The sequence below is a fragment of the Mesorhizobium sp. M0077 genome (genome assembly GCF_040322955.1).
GTDB lineage: Bacteria > Pseudomonadota > Alphaproteobacteria > Rhizobiales > Rhizobiaceae > Mesorhizobium.
This window is the reverse complement of record NZ_JAMYUL010000004.1, coordinates 339,548-357,979: the sequence shown is the minus strand read 5'-3', so window position 1 is coordinate 357,979 and position 18,432 is coordinate 339,548. Positions and strand designations below refer to the sequence as shown.

The following is an 18,432-nucleotide window of genomic DNA, read 5'->3' as shown; positions in this document are numbered from 1 at the left end:
TGGACGCCAGAAACCTCGACAGGATCGCGCCCGCCAGCGTGCGCAAAGCTGGCCCGTTCGAGAGCGACTTTCGCTGCCGCATCGATGCGGTTTGGTCGAAATGGTTAGCCGTGCGTTTTCAAATGCAGCATCGGATGGTGTTCGTAGTGCCCGGCGCCATTCTTCACGATCGGGTCCTCCGAGGTGATCGCCTCTATGTCCAGATCATCGGCAATCCGATAGAGCGACACCCCATAACCGCCAGCCGGGTCCATCACGGGGCCGTGCGCGACGATAAGCCTCTTTTCAAGCAGGTCATCCAGGAATGCTCCGTGCTGCTTCATCCACTCTTCCTCATCGGTGGTCATCGTTGCCAGAAAGTCGGAACGCGGCGGAATATATTTGCACAAATAGGACTTCATTCGTCGCTCCTCGGCGAAAGGAGGCTCGCCTGCCGGACTGGCCTGGCGATGCCGTGATTTTAGATCAATCGGCCACGCCCATCTGCTTGCGGAAGCTCTTGTCGAACATGTTTTCGGGCACGAAGCGCCGCATGAAGCGAAGACGGCCTGCCGTTTTGCCAGGCGTATAGCGCATGCTCGGCGTCTTTTCGGTGGCTGCCTGTACCACTTTGTCGGCCACGGCTTCCACCGGATCGCCGCTCGCGATTCTGTTGCGCCAGGTCGAATTCATGGCTGAGCGCCCCTGTTCGTAGACGCCGGAAATCCGGTCAGGCTGTTCGGCGTTCTCTTCCAGTCCGGTGCGGGTGAAGGCGGGCTCGACAAGGGAAACCCTGATGCCGAACGTTCGAAGTTCGTGATCGAGCGACTCGGAATATCCTTCGACTGCGTTTTTGGTGGCGGTGTAGAGGGCGGTGAATGGCCCCGGCAGGAAACCGGACACCGAACTGATGTTGATGATCCGGCCCTCGCCCTGTCTGCGCATGATGGGCAGCACTTCATTGGTCATGCGAACGATGCCGAAGACATTTATGTCGAACAGGCTTTGGGCTTGAGCGACCGATGATTCCTCGGCGCCGCCGATCAGGCTGCGGCCAGCATTGTTTACCAGTACGTCGATCCGGCCGGCGAGGGCGACAACTTGCTTGATGGCGTCTCTGACGGACCCATCATCGGTGACGTCGCAAGGGACCATGTGAATGCCCTGACGCACTTCGTTGGGCGCAGCTCGGCGGCTGGTGCCGAACACGCGATACCCCGCCCGGATGAGCGCAAGTCCGGCCGCATGCCCGATGCCACCCGAAGCGCCGGTGATCAGCGCGATCTTCTCGGCGCGCGACTGAACTTGTGTCATCTCAACTTTCCTGCGTAATGATTATGATCGTAATCATTGGGTGATAATGACCGCCATAATCATTGTCAAGCGCCTCCGCCACGTCTTATATGTCGATCATCATCAATAGGAGAGGATGCGGTCGTGAAGGTGAGCAAGGAGATGGTCGAGTTAAATCGAGAGCGGGTCATCGATACCGCCGCAAAGCTCTTCCGCGAACAAGGGATCGACGGGATCGGCATTGCCGATCTGATGAGCGCGGCCGGGCTTACCCACGGAGGCTTCTACCGACAATTCAAGTCGAAGGACGACCTCATCGTTCAGGCCATGCAGCGGGCCTTCAGTGACATGAGCGCCGATCTATCCGCCCGGCTCGCTTCGACCGATACTCCGTTTGAGACGCTCGTGCGCCACTACATCTCGGACCATCATCGCGACAATCCGGGGCACGGATGCAGCCTCACCGCACTGGCGGCCGATGCCGCCCGGCACGACGATCCAGCGCTTCGATCGTTCTTCGGAAGCATCGTCAGCAATTATGTCGCGTTGATCATTTCACTCCTGCCGGGAAGCGACCCGGCCGCGAAGCGGAGTGCCGCGATCGCATTCCTAGCGGAAATGGTCGGATCGGTGATCCTCTCCCGCGTCGTGCCCGATCCGACGCTTTCCGCTGAGATCATCGACACTGTCTCGAATGATCTCATAGGGCGCCACTCGCCATCGGCGCCGGTTTGAATGGTTGCTATTCGGCGGCCTTCGCCTCAGCGGCCCTATCTTCCCAGGTCACCGCCCGGTAGTCGAAACCATATTCCAGCGTCGGTTTGACGATGCGGAAGAATGGCGACAGGTCGAAGTCGCGCGGCGTGTAGAGCGAGTAGTGGCGGATGTGCAGGATTTCGCGGCGCGAATAGTTCGACTGCGCCGAGGCGCGCCCGGGCGCGCGGGTGATCTCGGGCAGGATCGGATAGCGGATCTCGCCATAGGCTTCGGCGATCAGCGTCGAGCAGATGGCGCGCGTCGGGTCGCCGGAGCCGAAAGCCAGCATGCGGCGGCGCCAGCGCACCGGCACCGGCGGCGTCGGCAGGAAAAAGCGCAGCATGTCGAAGATGTTCTTGAGATCGTATTTCAGGCCGAGCTTGCCGATCATGAAGGCAACGACATGGTCGCGGTCTTCCGGGGTCAGCCCGCTCGCCCGGCAGATACGGGTGTTGTAGGTGCGGTAGCGCGACAGCGGCACGGCGACACAGCCTTCGCCGAGCGTGACTTCGATCAGCCGACGCCGTTCCGATCCGTCCTCCGGCCCGGACAAGGCATCGCCGATATAGAAGGCCGCATGCGACCAGGTCGACTGGGTCAGGTATTTGATCGCCGCCGAGATCTTCTGGTTGCCTTCGATGAGCAGGATGTCGCCGGGCTCGAGCGTGCGCCGCAACGTCTCGGCGTCGGACGGCGTGTAGGGCTCATAGCCCGAGGATTCGTCCTGCAGCCGGCCGGCAAGCCAGCGGCCAAGTCGGTCGAGAAGCGTGTCGCGCGGCGCGGTCATGGCAAAGTGTGACTAGCACGAGGTGACGTCCTCGGCCATGATCAACCGACCGGGACCTCTTTCGACAATGCCGGGCCGGCGAGGTCGTCGCGCGCATTGCGCGCGAGTTTCTTCGTCGAGCGCTTGGGGCTGTCGCCGAACAGCTCGGCCGCTCCGGCGAGGCAGCTCTTCTTCAGGCTTTTTTCCGAGCGCTTCAAAAGCTTGCCAAGAAGCCTTGTGTCCTGCGCATCGCCGAGCGGCTCACCGTCGGCCTCGAGCAACACGCGCATGACGAAGACGTCGTGCAGTTCGCCGAGTTTTTCGCCAAGTTCATCAACTGCCTTGCGCCGCACCTTGATCGGCGCCGGCCACAGCCGGCCGAGCAGCGACAAATGCATCGAGTGGGTCTTGGCAGCCTTGCGCAGATCGTGGAAATCCTCTGCTTCGCCGCGCGATCCCGCCCGGTCCAGCGCCTTCCTGGCACGGCGCAAGGTCTTGCGAGCGCCTTCAGCAACCACATCGGCTGCATGCTCAGGCAGATCGGGGAGCAGCAGCCGCTCTATCCTGATGAGGCCTTCCTCGCAGGCGGCGGTGGCCGCGCCTATGGCGGCGTCGAGGCCGGCGCCGGCATGCATTTCATGCTGGCGGGCAATCAGCCGGTCGCGCACGCTGTCGAGGCCGCCGCCGGCATCCTGTTCGGGAAAGGCGGCTGCCAGCCGGTCGACGGTCTCGACCAGCGCGGTCGCCTCGCGCGGCCCGGCAAGCAGCGCCGCCACCTGACGGTAGCATTGGTTCTCAGTCCGACAGAATGTTTCATTTCCGGAACGGACCAGCCGCAGCAAGGCGCGCGCGCTCTTCAGCCGCTTGCGGCATTTGTGCAATGCCTGCTCCGGCTGGTCGCGCGCGACGGCCAGATGGGCAAGCGCCTTGCCGATCTCCTCGCCAAGGATACGCCTGACCTCGCCGGTCAGCGGCAGGCGCGGATCGATGCGAAAGCTCATGCGGCGATCTCCGGAATCCCCCTAGAGCATGATGCCGAAAAGTGTGAAGCGGTTTTCGGCCGACATCATGGTCCATCTCTTTTGATTTAGAGCCGGATTCCGATTTTAGGTCGACCCGACCTAAAATCATCCGGCTCTAGGGCGAGCGACGCGTTGTAAAATCTCTGCTCGCCGGTCACTTCGCGGCCGAGCCAATCAGGCAGCATTTCGTCAGGTACATCCTCCGGCGTCTCCAGTTCGGCCACCACAAGGCCGGCTAGGATCCCGCCGAAAACATCGACTTCGTAGAGATAGCCGCGATGCCTAACATGGTGGCGTGTCTTCTCGATGACATGTCCGATGGCGAAGGCCAGCATCTCCTCGGCATCAGTCAGAGGAATTTCATATTCGTATTCGTCGCGCTCGCGGATCTTGCTGCCGAATTTAAGCGTCAGCTTCGCCGAACTGCCGTCGCTGATGCGCACGCGCACGGTGCGGCCAGGTGCTGCGGCAAGATAGAACTGGCGAATGCGTATATTCGCCTCGGCCATTTCTAGCCATTCGGCGCTGGAGACCAGGAACTTGCGTTCGACTTCCTTGCCCATGGCCGCGCACTAAAGCGTCTGCGGCTCGACATGGCAAGCGGCCGTAGATAATCAATTTGACTTTAATCAATCGATTGATTAAACACGCCGACATGATCAAATCCGCGCCCGACAAAATGCCCCGCCAGGAGACATCGCCCGCCGAGCAGACGCGCGCCGCACTGGTGCTGGCCGCGCTCAAACTGTTCGGGCGGCAGGGCTTCGACGGCACCTCGACGCGCGAGATCGCGGCGGAGGCGAAGGCCAACATCGGCTCCATCGCCTATCATTTCGGCGGCAAGGAAGGGCTCCGCGGGGCCGCCGCCGACCACATCGTCGAGACCATCCAGGCGGTTGCCGGCCAGGCGCTCGGCGGCATGCAGCTGCAAGGTCAAGCCAGTTCAGAGACGGCGCGGGCGCAGCTCTCGACCGCATTGGAGCGGATGGTAGGATTTATCGTCGCCCGGCCGGAGGCGGGCGATATCGTACAATTCGTACTTAGAGAGTTGTCGCATCCGACGGCCGCCCTCGACCACATCTATGACGGGGTGTTCGAACCGACGCATCGCCGCCTCTGCCAGATCTGGGAACAGGCGACGGGCGAGCCGGCCGAAAGCGAGGCCACCAAGCTCGTGGTCTTCACGCTGATCGGCCAGGTCATCTATTTCCGCATCGGCCGCGAAGCAGTGATGCGTCGTATGGGCTGGCGCGAGATCGGCAACACCGAAGCCGCCAAGGTGGTGGCGGCGGTCACAAGCAATCTTGGCGCCATACTGGCGGCCCGAAATCCGGTCGCCCGCAAGGAGGGCAAGCGATGAGTTTTCTCTGTTCCCTGCCGCTCGCGGCCCAGCTGTTCGGCGCCTGCGCGCCGGCAGCGCCGCTTGCCGTCGGCTACGTCGAGGGCGACTATGTCTTGCTGGCGCCGATCGAAGTGGCGCAGGTCGAGACCGTCGCGGTCAAGCGCGGCGACCGTGTTGTATCAGGCACGCCGGTGGTGACTCTCGAAAGCGCCGACGCAAAAATCGCCGTCGCCCAGGCAGAGGCCGCGCTCGCCCAGGCGCAGGCGCAGCTTGCCGACCTGCAGATCGGCAAGCGGCCGGAGGAGATCGCGGTGCTGAAGGCCGAGGTCGACATGGCCAAGGCCCAGGCCACGGATGCCAGGCGCAAATACGACCGCGCCGCCGACCTGTTCAAGCGCGGTGCCGGCACGCAGGCCGACTACGACACCGCCGCCGCGACGCTGGAGACCGCCAATGCGCAGGTCGGCCAGGCGCAGGCCAACCTCGCCGTCGGCGGTCTGCCTGCGCGTCCCGAAACGATCAAGGCGGCAGACAATCAGGTCAAACAGGCGCAGTCGGCGTTGGAACAGGCTGAGTGGCGGCTATCGAAGCGCGTGCTGGCGGCACCCTCGCCCGGCCGCATCAATGACGTCATCCGCAATCCCGGCGACACCGCCGGTCCGACCGCGCCTGTCATTTCGATGTTGCCGGACGGTGCGGTAAAGCTCAGCGTCTATGTCCCGGAAAGTGCGTTCTCGTCGATCAAGGTCGGCACGCTGCTTGTCGTCCATTGCGACGGCTGCGGGCCGGAGGTGAAGGCGCGCGTCAGCTATGTCTCGCCCGACCCGGAATTCACCCCGCCGGTGATCTACTCGCTCGAGAACCGGCAGAAGCTGGTCTACCTCGTCGAGGCGCGGCCTGAGGGCAAGGCGCAAGCGCTGCAGCCGGGACAGATCGTCGATGTCGAGCTGGCGGCCTCCGCAAAATGAACGCCATCGACGTTCATGGCCTGGTCAAGCGTTTCGGCGACAAGACTGTCGTCGACCATGTGACGATGACGGTGGCCGAGGGCGAGATCGTCGGCTTTCTCGGGCCCAACGGGTCCGGCAAGACGACGACCATCCGCATCATGTGCGGCCTGCTGACGCCCGACGAGGGCGAAGGTACGGTGCTGGGTTTCAACATCCGCACCGAGTCGCTCCGCATCAAGCGCGAAGTCGGATACATGACGCAGAAATTCTCGTTCTACGAGGATTTGACGATCGGCGAGAATCTCGAATTCGTGGCGCGGCTCTACGGGCTGAAGCCGGTCGAGGAGCATGTGTCGAAAACGCTGGAAGAGCTTGGCCTGACGAGCCGCCGCAACCAGCTCGCCGGCACGCTGTCGGGCGGCTGGAAGCAGCGGCTGGCACTGGCCGCCTGCATCATGCACAAGCCGAAGCTGCTGCTGCTCGACGAGCCGACCGCCGGCGTCGATCCGAAGGCGCGGCGCGAATTCTGGGACGAGATCCACCGGCTGGCGAGCGGCGGTCTGACCGTGCTGGTGTCCACCCACTACATGGACGAAGCCGAGCGCTGCCACCGAATCAGTTACATCTCCTACGGCAAGATGCTGGCCACCGGCACGGTGGACGAGGTGGTGACGAATGCCGGTCTGACCACCTTCGTGCTGCAGGGACCGCGCCTCGACCAGGTCGCCGACGCACTCAGGGACCGGCCCGGCGTCGACCAGGTGGCGCCGTTCGGCGCGACGCTGCATGTCGTCGGCTCCGACAAGGCAAAGCTCGAAAAGGCGCTCGCCGATGTCGAGAAGGAGCACAAGGGCGTCAGCGTAAAACCCGGCGAGACCAGCCTCGAGGACGTCTTCATCCAGTTCATGTCCGGCTCGAAGGACAATATGGCATGAACAGCGTCTTCTCCTTCGCCAGGCTCGGTGCGCTGCTGATCAAGGAATTCATCCAGATGCGGCGCGACCGCATCACCTTTGCCATGATGCTGGGCGTGCCGCTTTTGCAGCTGGTGCTGTTCGGCTACGCCATCAACAACGATCCCAAAAGCCTGCCTGCCGCACTGGTGGCGACCAGCAACGACCCCTACACCCGCGCCATCGTCGCGGCCCTGCAGACGACCGGCTACTACCGCTTCGGCCATGTCGCGCAAAGTGCCGAGGCTGCCGAATTCCTGATGGCGCGCGGCGATGTCGCCTTCGTCGTCACCATCCCGGCCGATTTCGGCCGCCGGGTGGAGCGCGGCGACAATCCGCAGATCCTGATCGAGGCCGACGCAACCGACCCGGCCGCTGCCAGCGGCGCCATCTCGACGCTAAGCAAAGTGGCCAGCCAGGCGCTGCTTCGGGCGCAAGGCATGCAGGAGGCGGCGAGTGAGGCCTCCAGGGGCCAGCTCGATGTGGTGGTGCACCAGCGCTACAATCCGGAAGGCATCTCGCAATACAACATCGTGCCCGGCCTGCTCGGCGTCATCCTGCAGATGACCCTGGTGATGATGACCTCGATCGCGCTGACCCGCGAGACCGAGCGCGGCACGATGGAAAACCTGCTCGCCATGCCCTCCAGCCCGTTCGAGATCATGCTGGGCAAGGTGCTGCCCTATCTGGTGGTCGGTGGCGTCCAGGTGGTGGTGGTGCTGGCGGCGTCCAAGCTTCTGTTCGCCATTCCTTTCACCGGCTCGATGTCGCTGCTGCTTACCGCCGTGCTGGTGTTCGTGCTGGCGCTGGTGCTGCTTGGCTACACCATCTCGACCATCGCCCGCACGCAGATGCAGGCGCTGCAGCTGACCTTCTTCTTCTTCCTGCCGTCGATCCTGCTGTCCGGCTTCATGTTCCCCTATCGCGGCATGCCGGGCTGGGCGCAGACCTTCGGCGAGATTTTTCCGCTGACGCATTTTCTGCGCATCACCCGCGCGGTGATGCTGAAGGGCGCTGAACTGCCGGCGGTTGCGGGCGAGATCGCCTGGCTGGTCGGGTTCGTGGCCCTGTTTGCCGGCGTCGCATTGGTGCGGTTCAGGCGCACGCTCGACTGAGCGTTCAGGAATTGAGCGATCGTGGACCGCTGACGAACGGACTGCCCCTCACATAGAACCGCAGCGGGCGGTCCGCATCCTTCGTGATGCCGATGCGGATGCCTTGGCCGATGTCGCCGGGCTCGTGCTCGTCGGCTGCCAGCCATAGCGGGCCTTGGCGGCACAGATCGAGGCCGTCCAGCGAACGGTCGATCCGCAATGCCTGGGCGAGCCGCCCCGGCCCGCGCGCCAGGTCGCGCAGGCGCTCCACGCCCCGGTTCAGCCGCATGATGGCGATGCCTTCGAGCGGCTCCAGCGCCCGGATCAGCACGCCGGTGCCGGTGCCCGGCCCCTCGCTCGAGACATTGAGCATCCAGGAGACCCCATAGGCGAGATAGACGTAGGCGTGTCCGGGCCCGAGGAACAGCGAACGGTTGCGCGGCGTCATGCCGCGATAGCCGTGCCCGGCGGCGTCGCCGGTGACATAGGCTTCGGTCTCGACGATACGGCCGCTGACGATGCCTTCCGGCAGCTCCCGCACCACGAGCTTGCCGATGAGATAGCGGGCGAGATCGGCCGTATCATCAGGCAGTTCGGCACGATCGAGCGGATGGTGGCCGGTCATGCTACCGCCGCCGTGTTTCAAGGTATCCGTTCGACCCATTGCGCGCGCGACTGCCCCGGCTCGAACGGATCGCCGAAATACTGGGTCTCGCGAACCACCTAGCCATCGACGAACTCCATGATGCTCACCGTATAGGACGGAATCCCGTCATAGGTCAGGACATATTCGGTGATCCAGAGGTCGCCTGACCCGGTGATCCGCCGCACGGCAAAGCGCTTCCGGTTGGGCTGCGTGGCGCGCGACGACTGGATGTTGTGCCGTCCGCTGATGCGCTCGCCTGATTGCGGATAATCGAGCACCGCGTCCTCGCGATAGATCTGATGCTCCGTCTCCAGATCATTGGCATCGGAGGCAGCCCAATGGCGATCGAGAGCCGCCCTTATCTCAGCGTCTGCCATATCGGTTCTCAGGCCGCGGCCATGATCTCGGCATAGGTGGTGAAATCGACATTGCCGCCTGACAGCACGACGGCGACGCATTTGCCCGACAGTTCGATCTCGCCTGACGAGAGCGCCGCCAGCGCCACGCAGCCGCCGGGTTCGACCACCAGCTTGAGATGGGCCATGGCGTCGCGCACCGCCTGTGCGGCCGCCTTGTCGGAGACGGCGATGGCGCCGGCGAGGTTCTTGCGGTTGATCTCGAAGGTGATGGCACCGGGCTCTGCGGTGAGGATGGCATCGCAGATCGAACTGTGGCCGGGCTCGTTGGAAACCCTTTTTCCCTCGATCAGCGAGCGGCGGGTGTCGTCGAAATGCTCGGGCTCAACGGCCCAGACTGCTGTGGCCGGCGAGGCATCCTTGACGGCGATCGAAATGCCGCTCGTCAGGCCGCCGCCTCCACAGGGAATGACGACCGCATCGAGGCTGACGCCGAGCCCTTTTGCCTGGCGCATCAGCTCGAGACCGATCGTGCCCTGGCCGGCGATGATGGCCGGATCGTCGAAAGGAGGCACCAGCACCATGCCCTTGTCCATGTAGGGTCGCACCACCGTCATGCGGTCGTCGCGAAAGCGGTCGAACGGCACCACTTCGGCGCCCATCTTGCGGACATTGGCGATCTTCATCGCCGGCGCGTCGGCCGGCATGGCAATGACCGCCTTGACGCCGAACATGGCAGCCGCCGCGGCGACGCCCTGAGCATGGTTGCCTGAGGAGAAGGCGACGACGCCGCGGCTGCGCTCTTCTTCGCTCAGCGAAGACAGTTTGTTGTAGGCGCCGCGGAACTTGAACGAGCCGGTGCGCTGCAGCGTCTCCGGCTTGAACAGGATGCGGCCGCCGAAACGCTTGTTGAGGTCCAGCGATTCGATCAAGGTCGTTTCGGCGATCAGGCCGGAGAGCCGCGCGGCGGCGGCATGGATGTCGGCGATGCCGGGAAGCGTGGTCATGGCGAAGTCCTGAAAGCGACGAGATCGGCGCATGGTGCACGCAAAGGCAGGCCACGCACCAATGAAAAAATGTGACCGTTACAAAGTTTGGCGGGCATGAGCGGCGACGAGGGTCAAACTGGCCCACCCCTCCCGCCTTTATCCGCCGGGCCGTATCGGCTAAGGGCGGGGGAGCAGAATCCCGGACCGCCAGACATGACCGCCAAGCCAAAACCCCTGTTTCTCGGTATCGACACCGGTGGCACCTATACCGATGCCGTGCTGTGGTCGGAACAAGGCGGGCCAAAAGGCAAGGTGCTGGCCAAGGCCAAGGCGCTGACCACGCGGCACGATCTTGCCGTCGGCATTTCCGGCGCGGTCGATGCGGTGCTGGGAAAATCGGCCACCGATCCGGCCGCGATCAAACTCGTGTCGATGTCGACGACGCTCGCCACCAATGCGCTGGTCGAGGGCCAGGGTGGGCGTGTGGCGCTCATCATGATCGGCTTTACCGGGGCCGACCTTGCGCGCGACGGGCTGAAGACGGCGCTCGGCACCGATCCGGTGGTGTTTTGTCCGGGCGGCCATGACGTGCACGGCAATGCGGCCAAGCTCGATCTGTCGGGGCTGGAAGCAGCACTCCCTGAACTCGGCGCCTCGGTGTCGGGCTTTGCCGTGTGCGCCTATTTCGCCACCCGCAACCCGGCGCATGAACTCGCCGCGCGCGACCTCATCCGCGAAAAGACCGGCCTGCCGGTGACCGCCAGCCATGAATTGTCGGCCAAGCTCGGCGGTCCGCGTCGCGCGCTCACCACCCTGCTCAACGCCAGGCTGATCTCGATGATCGACCGGCTGGTGGCGGCAACCGAAGGATTTTTGGAAGCCCGCAACATCGCAGCGCCCCTGATGGTGGTGCGCGGCGATGGCGCGCTGGTTTCGGCGGCGTTTGCCCGCCAGCGGCCGATCGAGACCATCCTCTCCGGCCCGGCCGCCAGCCTGGTCGGCGCCCGCCACATGACGGGCCTGGACAACGCCATGGTGTCCGACATTGGCGGCACCACCACCGATGTCGCCGTGCTCGATGGTGGCCGGCCCCGGCTCGACCCCGAAGGCGCCACCGTCGGCGGCTTCCGCACCATGGTCGAGGCGGTCGCCATGCGCACCTTCGGCCTCGGCGGCGATTCCGAAGTGGCGCTGGAAGATGGCGCGCTCAACCCGAAAATCCTGCTCGGGCCGCGCCGCCTGGTGCCACTGGCGCTGGCCGGCATGATGCATGGTGCTTCAGTGACATCCGAGCTCGAACGCCAACTGCGCGCGCCCAATCCCGGCCGCATGGATGGCCGTTTCGCGTTGCTCACCGGCGTGCCGGACAGGCTCGCCGCCGGCCTGACCGCGCCCGAGGCGAAACTGTATGAACTGATTGGTGCCGTGCCGCTCGCCATCGACAGGCTGCTCACCTCGAACGCCCAGAACGCCACGCTGAACCGGCTGGTCTCGCGCGGTCTTGTGCATATCTCGGGCTTCACCCCCTCGGACGCCGCCCATGTGCTCGGCAAGCAGGCCAACTGGGACCCGCTTGCGGCCCGGCTCGCCGCCGAACTGTTTGCCCGCAAGCGTGATGGGCGAGGCCAGTACATCGCGCCGTCTCCGGAGGTGATTTCCGAACGCGTGCTGCTGACGCTCACGCGCTGGTCGGCAGAATACATTCTGGAGACAGCCTTTGCCGAGGATGGGCTGGATGGCGCCGCCACCGTCGCGCATGCGCTGGTGCAGCGCGCCGTCGATTCCCATCCCGGCATCGCAAGGCTCAGCGTCGCGCTCGATCGTCCGGTCATTGGCCTCGGCGCCTCGGCGCCGCTGCACTATGCCGGCTTGGCCGAGCTGGTCGGTAATGAGTGCGTGGTGCCGGAGGATACCGATGTCGCCAACGCGCTCGGCGCCGTCGTCGGCCAGGTCCGCGTCTCCGCCGAAGCCCGCGTCAGCCAGCCCAGGGAAGGTTTGTTTCGTTTGGCGTCGGGGCAAACGGTGCGCGACTTCACGGACGAGGCCGAGGCGATCGCGGCAGCGGAGGCTGATGTGCGGGCGATTGTGGCCGAGCGGGCGAAGGATGCCGGCACCGACAACGCTGAGATAGAAGTTTCGACCGAGTTCAAGGTGTCTACGGTTGAGGCCCAACGGATGTTTATCGAAGCGCATGTGGTGGCGGTTGCATCGGGTCGGCCGAGGATTGCGGTTTAGGATCTCCCCCACGAGGGGGGAGATCAGCAGCTTCAAATTCCCCGCCTTCACCCTAAGCTGAATTGACCCCTCACCCCCGACATGCCAAAGGCCGCAAAGCCTTTCATCTGGAGAAGCCCTGATGACCGATCGCGTCGAGATCGCCGGATTGCGGATTGCCCGCGAACTGCATGACTTTGTCGGCGAAGCGCTGCCGGGTACCGGCATTGCCGCCGACGTCTTCTGGAACGGCTTTTCGGCCATCGTCCATGATCTCGCGCCGAAGAACCGGGCGTTGTTGGCCAAACGCGACGCCATGCAGGAACAGATCGACGCCTGGCACCGCGCCAATGGCGCGCCCATCGATATGGAGGCCTACAAAAGCTTCTTGCGTGAGATCGGCTATCTCGTGCCCGAAGGGCCGGCCTTTTCCGTGTCGACCGACAATGTCGACCCCGAGATCGCCACCGTTGCCGGGCCGCAGCTGGTGGTGCCGGTGATGAATGCGCGTTATGCGATCAACGCCGCCAATGCCCGCTGGGGCTCGCTCTACGATGCGCTCTACGGCACCGACGCTATTGCCGAGACCGGTGGCGCCGAGAAGGGCAAAAGCTTCAACCCCGTGCGCGGCGCCAAGGTGGTTGCCTGGGCGAAGAGTTTTCTGGACGAGTCCGTGCCGCTCACCTCGGGCAAATGGGCCGGCGTGAACGGGCTGACGGTTTCGGGTGGCACCTTGCGGCTCGGCGCCGGCGCCAGCGGCACGACGCTGGCCAACCCGAAACAATTTGCCGGCTATCGCGGTGACGGCGCCAACCCGGAAGCCATCCTGCTGGTCCAGAACGGCCTGCACATCGAGATCCTCATCGACCGCACCAACCAGATCGGCCGCACCGACCCGGCCGGCATTGCCGACGTGATCCTGGAATCGGCGCTGACCACCATCCAGGACTGCGAGGATTCGGTCGCGGCGGTGGATGCCGAGGACAAGGTCATCGTCTACCGCAACTGGCTCGGCCTGATGAAGGGCGATCTGGCGGAGGAAATCAGCAAGGGCGGCAAAACCTTCACGCGCAAGCTCAATCCGGACCGCGCCTGGACCGCGCCCAGTGGTGGCGCGCTGAGCTTGCCCGGCCGCTCGCTGATGCTGGTGAGAAACGTCGGCCACCTGATGACCAATCCGGCCATCCTCGACCGCGATGGCAACGAGGTGCCGGAAGGCATCATGGATGCGGCGCTGACGGCGCTGATCGCGCTGCACGATGTCGGCGCCAAAGGGCGGCGGATGAACTCCCGCGCGGGCTCGATGTACGTGGTGAAGCCGAAGATGCATGGGCCGGAGGAAGTCGCCTTCGCAGTCGAGATTTTCGACCGCGTCGAAGCGCTGCTCGGTATGGCCAAAAACACCATCAAGATGGGCATCATGGACGAGGAGCGGCGCACCACCGTCAACCTCAAGGAGGCGATCCGCGCCGCCAGGGAACGCGTCGTGTTCATCAACACCGGCTTCCTCGACCGCACCGGCGACGAGATCCACACCTCGATGGAAGCCGGCCCGATGATCCGCAAGGGCGACATGAAGCAGGCCGCCTGGATTTCCGCCTATGAGGCGTGGAATGTCGACGCCGGGCTCGAATGCGGGCTGGCCGGCCATGCCCAGATCGGCAAGGGCATGTGGGCGATGCCCGATCTGATGGCGGCGATGCTGGAACAGAAGATCGCGCATCCCAAGGCCGGCGCCAGCACCGCCTGGGTGCCGTCGCCGACGGCGGCGACGTTGCACGCCACGCACTATCACAAGGTCGATGTCCATGCCGTCCAGGCGGCGCTCAAGAGCCGGCCGAAGGCGAAGCTCGATGATATATTGTCGGTGCCGGTGGCGGTGCGGCCGAACTGGACCCCCGACGAGATCCAGCGCGAACTCGACAATAATGCGCAAGGTATTCTTGGCTATGTCGTGCGCTGGATCGACCAGGGCGTCGGCTGCTCGAAAGTGCCCGACATCAACGATGTCGGCCTGATGGAAGACCGCGCCACGCTGCGGATCTCCTCGCAGCACATCGCCAACTGGCTGCACCACAAGGTGTGCTCGCAGATCCAGGTGATGGATTCGCTGCGGCGCATGGCGGCGATCGTCGACCTGCAGAACGCCGGCGACCCGCTCTACCGCCCGATGGCCACCGATTTCGACAATTCCATCGCCTTCCACGCCGCCTGCGACCTGGTGTTTAGAGGCCGCGAACAGCCGAATGGCTATACGGAACCGGTGCTGCACGCACGGCGGCTGGAGCTGAAGGCGAAAGAGCGGGCCTGATCCTGCGGCGGAAAGGCGTCGGCTGAGGCTGCGCAGCTTCGCGACCGCACTCGTGGGAAGACGCTGCCTCCATTGCCTGCAATCACTAATTTAGCCTGCAGCGTGACTGTTTTGACACAGGTTTCGCAAGGATTTGGGTGTATTGCTAAGACATTGATCAATTGATGGTCGGGTCGGGGACATCCATGCGGCTTTTTGCAGGAATTTTGCTGGTTGCGGGCATGACTGTGACCGGGGCCAATGCAGCGGATTTCGTTGAACCGGTAGCCTCCACCTATTCATGGACCGGCTTTTACATCGGCGCGAATGCGGGTGGCGCCTTTGGCAATATCGACGGCAACTTCATAGGCATCACTGGATCGGCCGACATCAGCGACTTCACCGGCGGTGTCCTGGTCGGTGCCAACTATCAATCCGGCCCGTGGGTTTTCGGTATCGAAGGCGACATAAATTATCTGGGCTTCAAGCAGGAATTCGACGACGGCGGTCTTTTTGCGCGTGCAAGTCTGGATGCCTACGGGACGATCCGGGGTCGCGTCGGCTACGCATTCGATCAGTTTCTGCCCTATGTCACCGCTGGCCTTGCCGTAGGCAATGTCAAGATCGACGAACATGTCTTCAACGAAACCGAAACCAAGCTTCAGACCGGATATGCGGTCGGCGGCGGTGCGGAATATGCTTTCAACAACAATTGGACCGTTCGCGCGGAATATCTATACGTCGACCTCGGCAAGAAGGATTTCGGGTTCGATCCCGTCGATCCTTACAACGTGAAGACGAATTTCAGCGTCGTTCGCGCAGCCTTCGCCTACAAGTTCTGACTTTTAGCAAAGCCAGACATCATCGGTTCTTGATATCGGTCCGGGCGGACAGCTAGCCATCCCGACAAAGCAGGCTAGGCTTCGTCACGCCGCCTGCGCTACCCGCTCCGACATCATGCGGTAGGAAATCGCCTCGGCCAGGTGGATGCGGCCGACGGCCTCGCTGGCGTCGAGGTCGGCCAGTGTGCGCGCCACTTTAAGCACGCGGTGATAGGCGCGCGCAGAAAAGCCGAGTTTCTCGCTGGCGTCTTTCAGCAGCGACAGGCCGGCTGCGTCCGGCGCGGCGATGTCCTCGATGACAGAAGGCGAGCAATGGGCGTTGGTGGTGGCGCTGGTGACGCCCAGCCGCTCGAACCGCTCGCGCTGGATGGTGCGGGCGCGCGCCACGCGCTGGGCGACCGCCGCGCTCTTCTCCGCCCGGTCGGGCCGGATCAGGTCGGCGGCCGAGACAGCCGGTACCTCGATCCTGAGGTCGATGCGGTCGAGCAGCGGGCCTGAGATGCGCGCCTGGTAGTCGGTGCGGCAGCGTTCGCCGCGCAGGCAGCGATAGCCGGGCTCGCCGGCCATGCCGCAACGGCACGGGTTCATCGCCGCTACCAGCTGGATGCGCGCTGGATAGGTGACGCGGTGGTTGGCGCGCGCGATCATGCAGTCGCCGGTCTCCAGCGGCTGGCGCAGCGCATCCAAGGTCTGCGGCGTGAATTCGGGAAACTCGTCGAGGAACAGCACGCCGTTATGGGCAAGCGATACTTCGCCCGGCCGTGCCCTTATGCCGCCGCCGACCATCGCCGCCATCGAGGCCGAATGGTGCGGGGCGCGGAACGGCCGTCGGTCGGTCAATTTGCCTTCGCCGAGTTCGCCGGCCACCGAGGCGATCATCGAGACTTCAAGAAGTTCCTTGGGCGCCAGTGGCGGCAGAATTGAGGGCAGCCTCTGCGCCAGCATCGATTTTCCCGAGCCGGGAGGCCCGACCATCAACAGATTGTGGCCGCCGGCCGCCGCCACTTCCAGCGCCCGCTTGGCGCTTTCCTGGCCCTTGATGTCGCAGAGGTCGGGCAGGTCGCGCGCCGAGACATGGATGCCGGGCTCGGGCCGCGACAGCACCTGCGTGCCGCGAAAATGATTGGCGATGGCAATCAGGCTGCGTGGCGCCAATATGTCGAAATCCTTGCCCGCCCAGGCCGCTTCCGGCCCGCAACCGAACGGGCAGATCAGGCCTTTTCCCTCGGCATTGGCGCCGATCGCCGCCGGCAGCGCACCGGCAACCGCGGCAATGGTGCCGTCGAGCGACAATTCGCCCAGCACGACATAAGACGCCAGCATATCGCCCGGAATGGCGCCGAGTGCCGCCATCAGGCCGAGCGCGATCGGCAGGTCGTAATGGCTGCCTTCCTTGGGCAGATCGGCAGGCGCCAGGTTGACCGTCACCTTCTTCGACGGCATCGACAGCCCCGACGCGTGCAGCGCCGCCTGCACCCGCTCGCGGCTTTCGGCCACCGCCTTGTCGGCCAGGCCGACAATCTGCATGCCGACCTTGCCCGGCGCGATCATCACCTGGACATCGACCGGCACGGCCTCGATGCCCTGGAAAGCAACCGTGCGAACCCGCGCCACCATCTTGCTCTGCCCCCGGATATCGGCTCGCCTCGGCCTTGTGGTTCAGACCGCGAGCGACGTCAGGACAAGACAACCATAGATTTCAGGCCAAGGCAAGAACATTACAGGAACATGCATTCGTGGTGGCTGCAGCGCGCTGTGCCGGTTGCAAAAAAGGAAGATGGCCAAGCAAAATGGAACGGCTGCTCCGCCTCCTCGACCGCGTTTAACAAGGGCGACTAGGCCCTTCGGCGATCTGAGGGTGTTGCTTCTAAGCGGTGATGAAGGCATCGACCGAACCTGAAAGCGATCGATCGATCGCGACCTGCGGTGGAAGCCACTCCATGACAGGATATCTGAAAGGCCAAGGCAGGGCGATCCGGCGCGAAGAGCCGCTCTCCAGAAAAATCTCGTTTACAAGGTCTATGAACCGCCCGCGGTCTCGTTCGATTCGTTTCAAAGTTTGCGAACGAATGTAATCCCGGGGAATTCGTCGCTCCTTCAGCGCTAAGACAGCCTCCGCGATGGATCGAGGATCGGGTGGAACTGTGAGCGAATAGTCGTCATCCAGATAAAGGTCTCGGCCGCCATGGTTCGGCGTCGTGACCACTGGAAGCCCCGCGAGAAGATATTCCGTGCTGGCGAACATTGGTCCTTCCAGGTGAGAGAGACAGATTCCCACGGCTGCACGATTTAGATGCGTGTTCACCTGAGCCGGTGCCAATCGGACAGGCTTGCCGGTGCCGTCAAACTCGTTGATAAAGACGTGATGCGGCGCGAGCTCCCTATGCCGATTTATTCGCGCTCTTTCCGACTCCGTCGTGGAGGATCCGCTTGAATCTCGATAGAAGACAAATGCGCAACGCTGGATGCCAAGCGACAAGTCATGGCGCTTCCACGGAGCCAGCTGCGCATTGTAGATTGCATCAAATTCTACAGGGACGTCATCGAGAGGCCTGAATATGTGTTCGGAGGTTGTCGACGTCTTGTTGTGCAGGACGGCGGCCTCGCCGGACTGATTCAACAGATCAGCCTCGGCCTGAGTGTTGGATAGGAAGATTAGCGAGTGACGGGGGTTCTTGAGTCTATGCAGAACGGCATAGGTCCGGATGGTTTTGACGCTAGCACTGTTTTCGATGGACCAGGTTGGCGAGATGAGAAACCAGGCGCGGTGGCCGCGTGGAAGGAAAGGCATATGACTTGCTAATCCGAGCGGCGTACCGGACATTCCCGAATAGGATATGAACGGATCGTCAGACAGCAAACTGGCCTGAAGAGCAGGTTGCGACTTCGCGGAAGGGTGCCCCTTTCTGACTTTGTGGCCATGACGCAGCATGGCTCTGA

At 63.6% G+C, this 18,432-nt stretch carries 17 protein-coding genes and 1 pseudogene; 8 read left to right on the top strand and 10 right to left on the bottom strand.

Going from position 1 to position 18,432, the window contains the following annotated elements:
- Positions 1 to 104: 104 nt before the first annotated feature.
- A complete protein-coding gene (locus tag NKJ57_RS11550) occupies positions 105 to 401 on the bottom strand; it encodes a YciI family protein (protein WP_023703852.1) in 297 nt (98 codons plus the stop codon).
- A 64-nt stretch (positions 402 to 465) separates the two neighbouring features.
- Positions 466 to 1,293, bottom strand: a complete 828-nt coding sequence (locus NKJ57_RS11545; protein ID WP_352510702.1) for an oxidoreductase — start codon at positions 1,291 to 1,293, stop codon at positions 466 to 468.
- 123 nt (positions 1,294 to 1,416) lie between these two features.
- On the opposite strand from NKJ57_RS11545, the gene NKJ57_RS11540 reads away from it, so the two are divergent.
- A complete protein-coding gene (locus tag NKJ57_RS11540; protein WP_023673283.1) occupies positions 1,417 to 2,007 on the top strand; it encodes a TetR/AcrR family transcriptional regulator in 591 nt (196 codons plus the stop codon).
- 7 nt (positions 2,008 to 2,014) lie between these two features.
- Here NKJ57_RS11540 and NKJ57_RS11535 read toward each other — a convergent pair whose 3' ends face one another.
- The 3 genes from NKJ57_RS11535 to NKJ57_RS11525 form a co-directional block, all read right to left on the bottom strand.
- Positions 2,015 to 2,815, bottom strand: a complete 801-nt coding sequence (locus NKJ57_RS11535) for a C40 family peptidase (RefSeq protein ID WP_352510701.1) — start codon at positions 2,813 to 2,815, stop codon at positions 2,015 to 2,017.
- Positions 2,816 to 2,856: 41 nt separating this feature from the next.
- Positions 2,857 to 3,795 carry a CHAD domain-containing protein gene (locus NKJ57_RS11530; protein WP_352510700.1) on the bottom strand — a complete coding sequence of 313 codons (939 nt, stop codon included), beginning with the start codon at positions 3,793 to 3,795 and terminating at the stop codon, positions 2,857 to 2,859.
- Between the two features lie 86 nt (positions 3,796 to 3,881).
- Positions 3,882 to 4,379 (bottom strand): CYTH domain-containing protein, encoded by a 498-nt coding sequence (locus tag NKJ57_RS11525; protein ID WP_023681278.1) that lies wholly within the window; start codon positions 4,377 to 4,379, stop codon positions 3,882 to 3,884.
- Positions 4,380 to 4,471: 92 nt separating this feature from the next.
- Here NKJ57_RS11525 and NKJ57_RS11520 point away from each other — a divergent pair, with 92 nt between their 5' ends.
- Genes NKJ57_RS11520 through NKJ57_RS11505 form a run of 4 tightly spaced genes read left to right on the top strand, consistent with a single transcriptional unit; the run spans position 4,472 to position 8,176 of the window.
- On the top strand, positions 4,472 to 5,176 hold the full coding sequence (locus NKJ57_RS11520; RefSeq protein WP_352510699.1) for a CerR family C-terminal domain-containing protein: 705 nt from the start codon (positions 4,472 to 4,474) through the stop codon (positions 5,174 to 5,176).
- Complete coding sequence (locus NKJ57_RS11515; RefSeq protein WP_352510698.1) at positions 5,173 to 6,126, top strand: HlyD family secretion protein; 954 nt, start codon at positions 5,173 to 5,175, stop codon at positions 6,124 to 6,126. The genes NKJ57_RS11520 and NKJ57_RS11515 overlap by 4 nt, the downstream gene beginning before the upstream one ends.
- The gene (locus NKJ57_RS11510; protein WP_352510697.1) at positions 6,123 to 7,043 is read left to right on the top strand and encodes an ABC transporter ATP-binding protein; all 921 of its coding nucleotides are present in this window, start codon (positions 6,123 to 6,125) and stop codon (positions 7,041 to 7,043) included. The genes NKJ57_RS11515 and NKJ57_RS11510 overlap by 4 nt, the downstream gene beginning before the upstream one ends.
- Positions 7,040 to 8,176: an ABC transporter permease gene (locus NKJ57_RS11505; RefSeq protein ID WP_352510696.1), complete on the top strand. Its 1,137-nt coding sequence runs from the start codon at positions 7,040 to 7,042 to the stop codon at positions 8,174 to 8,176. The genes NKJ57_RS11510 and NKJ57_RS11505 overlap by 4 nt, the downstream gene beginning before the upstream one ends.
- Before the next feature lie 4 nt (positions 8,177 to 8,180).
- Here the strand turns inward: NKJ57_RS11505 and NKJ57_RS11500 are convergent, their stop codons facing one another.
- The 3 genes and pseudogenes from NKJ57_RS11500 to NKJ57_RS11490 form a co-directional block, all read right to left on the bottom strand.
- Positions 8,181 to 8,780, bottom strand: a complete 600-nt coding sequence (locus tag NKJ57_RS11500) for a DNA-3-methyladenine glycosylase (protein ID WP_023728790.1) — start codon at positions 8,778 to 8,780, stop codon at positions 8,181 to 8,183.
- Positions 8,781 to 8,797: 17 nt separating this feature from the next.
- Positions 8,798 to 9,178, bottom strand: a pseudogene (locus tag NKJ57_RS11495) (nuclear transport factor 2 family protein).
- Between the two features lie 8 nt (positions 9,179 to 9,186).
- Positions 9,187 to 10,164, bottom strand: coding sequence for a threonine ammonia-lyase (locus tag NKJ57_RS11490; RefSeq protein ID WP_352510695.1), 978 nt, complete (start codon positions 10,162 to 10,164; stop codon positions 9,187 to 9,189).
- A gap of 195 nt (positions 10,165 to 10,359) precedes the next feature.
- On the opposite strand from NKJ57_RS11490, the gene NKJ57_RS11485 reads away from it, so the two are divergent.
- The 3 genes from NKJ57_RS11485 to NKJ57_RS11475 all read left to right on the top strand — a co-directional run bounded on the left by NKJ57_RS11485 (position 10,360) and on the right by NKJ57_RS11475 (position 15,492).
- Positions 10,360 to 12,381, top strand: a complete 2,022-nt coding sequence (locus NKJ57_RS11485; RefSeq protein WP_352510694.1) for a hydantoinase/oxoprolinase N-terminal domain-containing protein — start codon at positions 10,360 to 10,362, stop codon at positions 12,379 to 12,381.
- Between the two features lie 121 nt (positions 12,382 to 12,502).
- Positions 12,503 to 14,671: a malate synthase G gene (locus NKJ57_RS11480; protein WP_352510693.1), complete on the top strand. Its 2,169-nt coding sequence runs from the start codon at positions 12,503 to 12,505 to the stop codon at positions 14,669 to 14,671.
- Positions 14,672 to 14,856: 185 nt separating this feature from the next.
- Entirely contained in the window at positions 14,857 to 15,492 is a 636-nt protein-coding gene (locus tag NKJ57_RS11475) for an outer membrane protein (protein WP_023825822.1), read from the top strand.
- A gap of 84 nt (positions 15,493 to 15,576) precedes the next feature.
- On the opposite strand, the gene NKJ57_RS11470 is transcribed toward NKJ57_RS11475, so the two are convergent.
- Both NKJ57_RS11470 and NKJ57_RS11465 read right to left on the bottom strand, forming a co-directional pair.
- Positions 15,577 to 17,109, bottom strand: coding sequence for a YifB family Mg chelatase-like AAA ATPase (locus NKJ57_RS11470; RefSeq protein WP_023825821.1), 1,533 nt, complete (start codon positions 17,107 to 17,109; stop codon positions 15,577 to 15,579).
- A gap of 250 nt (positions 17,110 to 17,359) precedes the next feature.
- Complete coding sequence (locus tag NKJ57_RS11465) at positions 17,360 to 18,424, bottom strand: glycosyltransferase (protein WP_155924238.1); 1,065 nt, start codon at positions 18,422 to 18,424, stop codon at positions 17,360 to 17,362.
- Between the last annotated feature and the right edge of the window lie 8 nt (positions 18,425 to 18,432).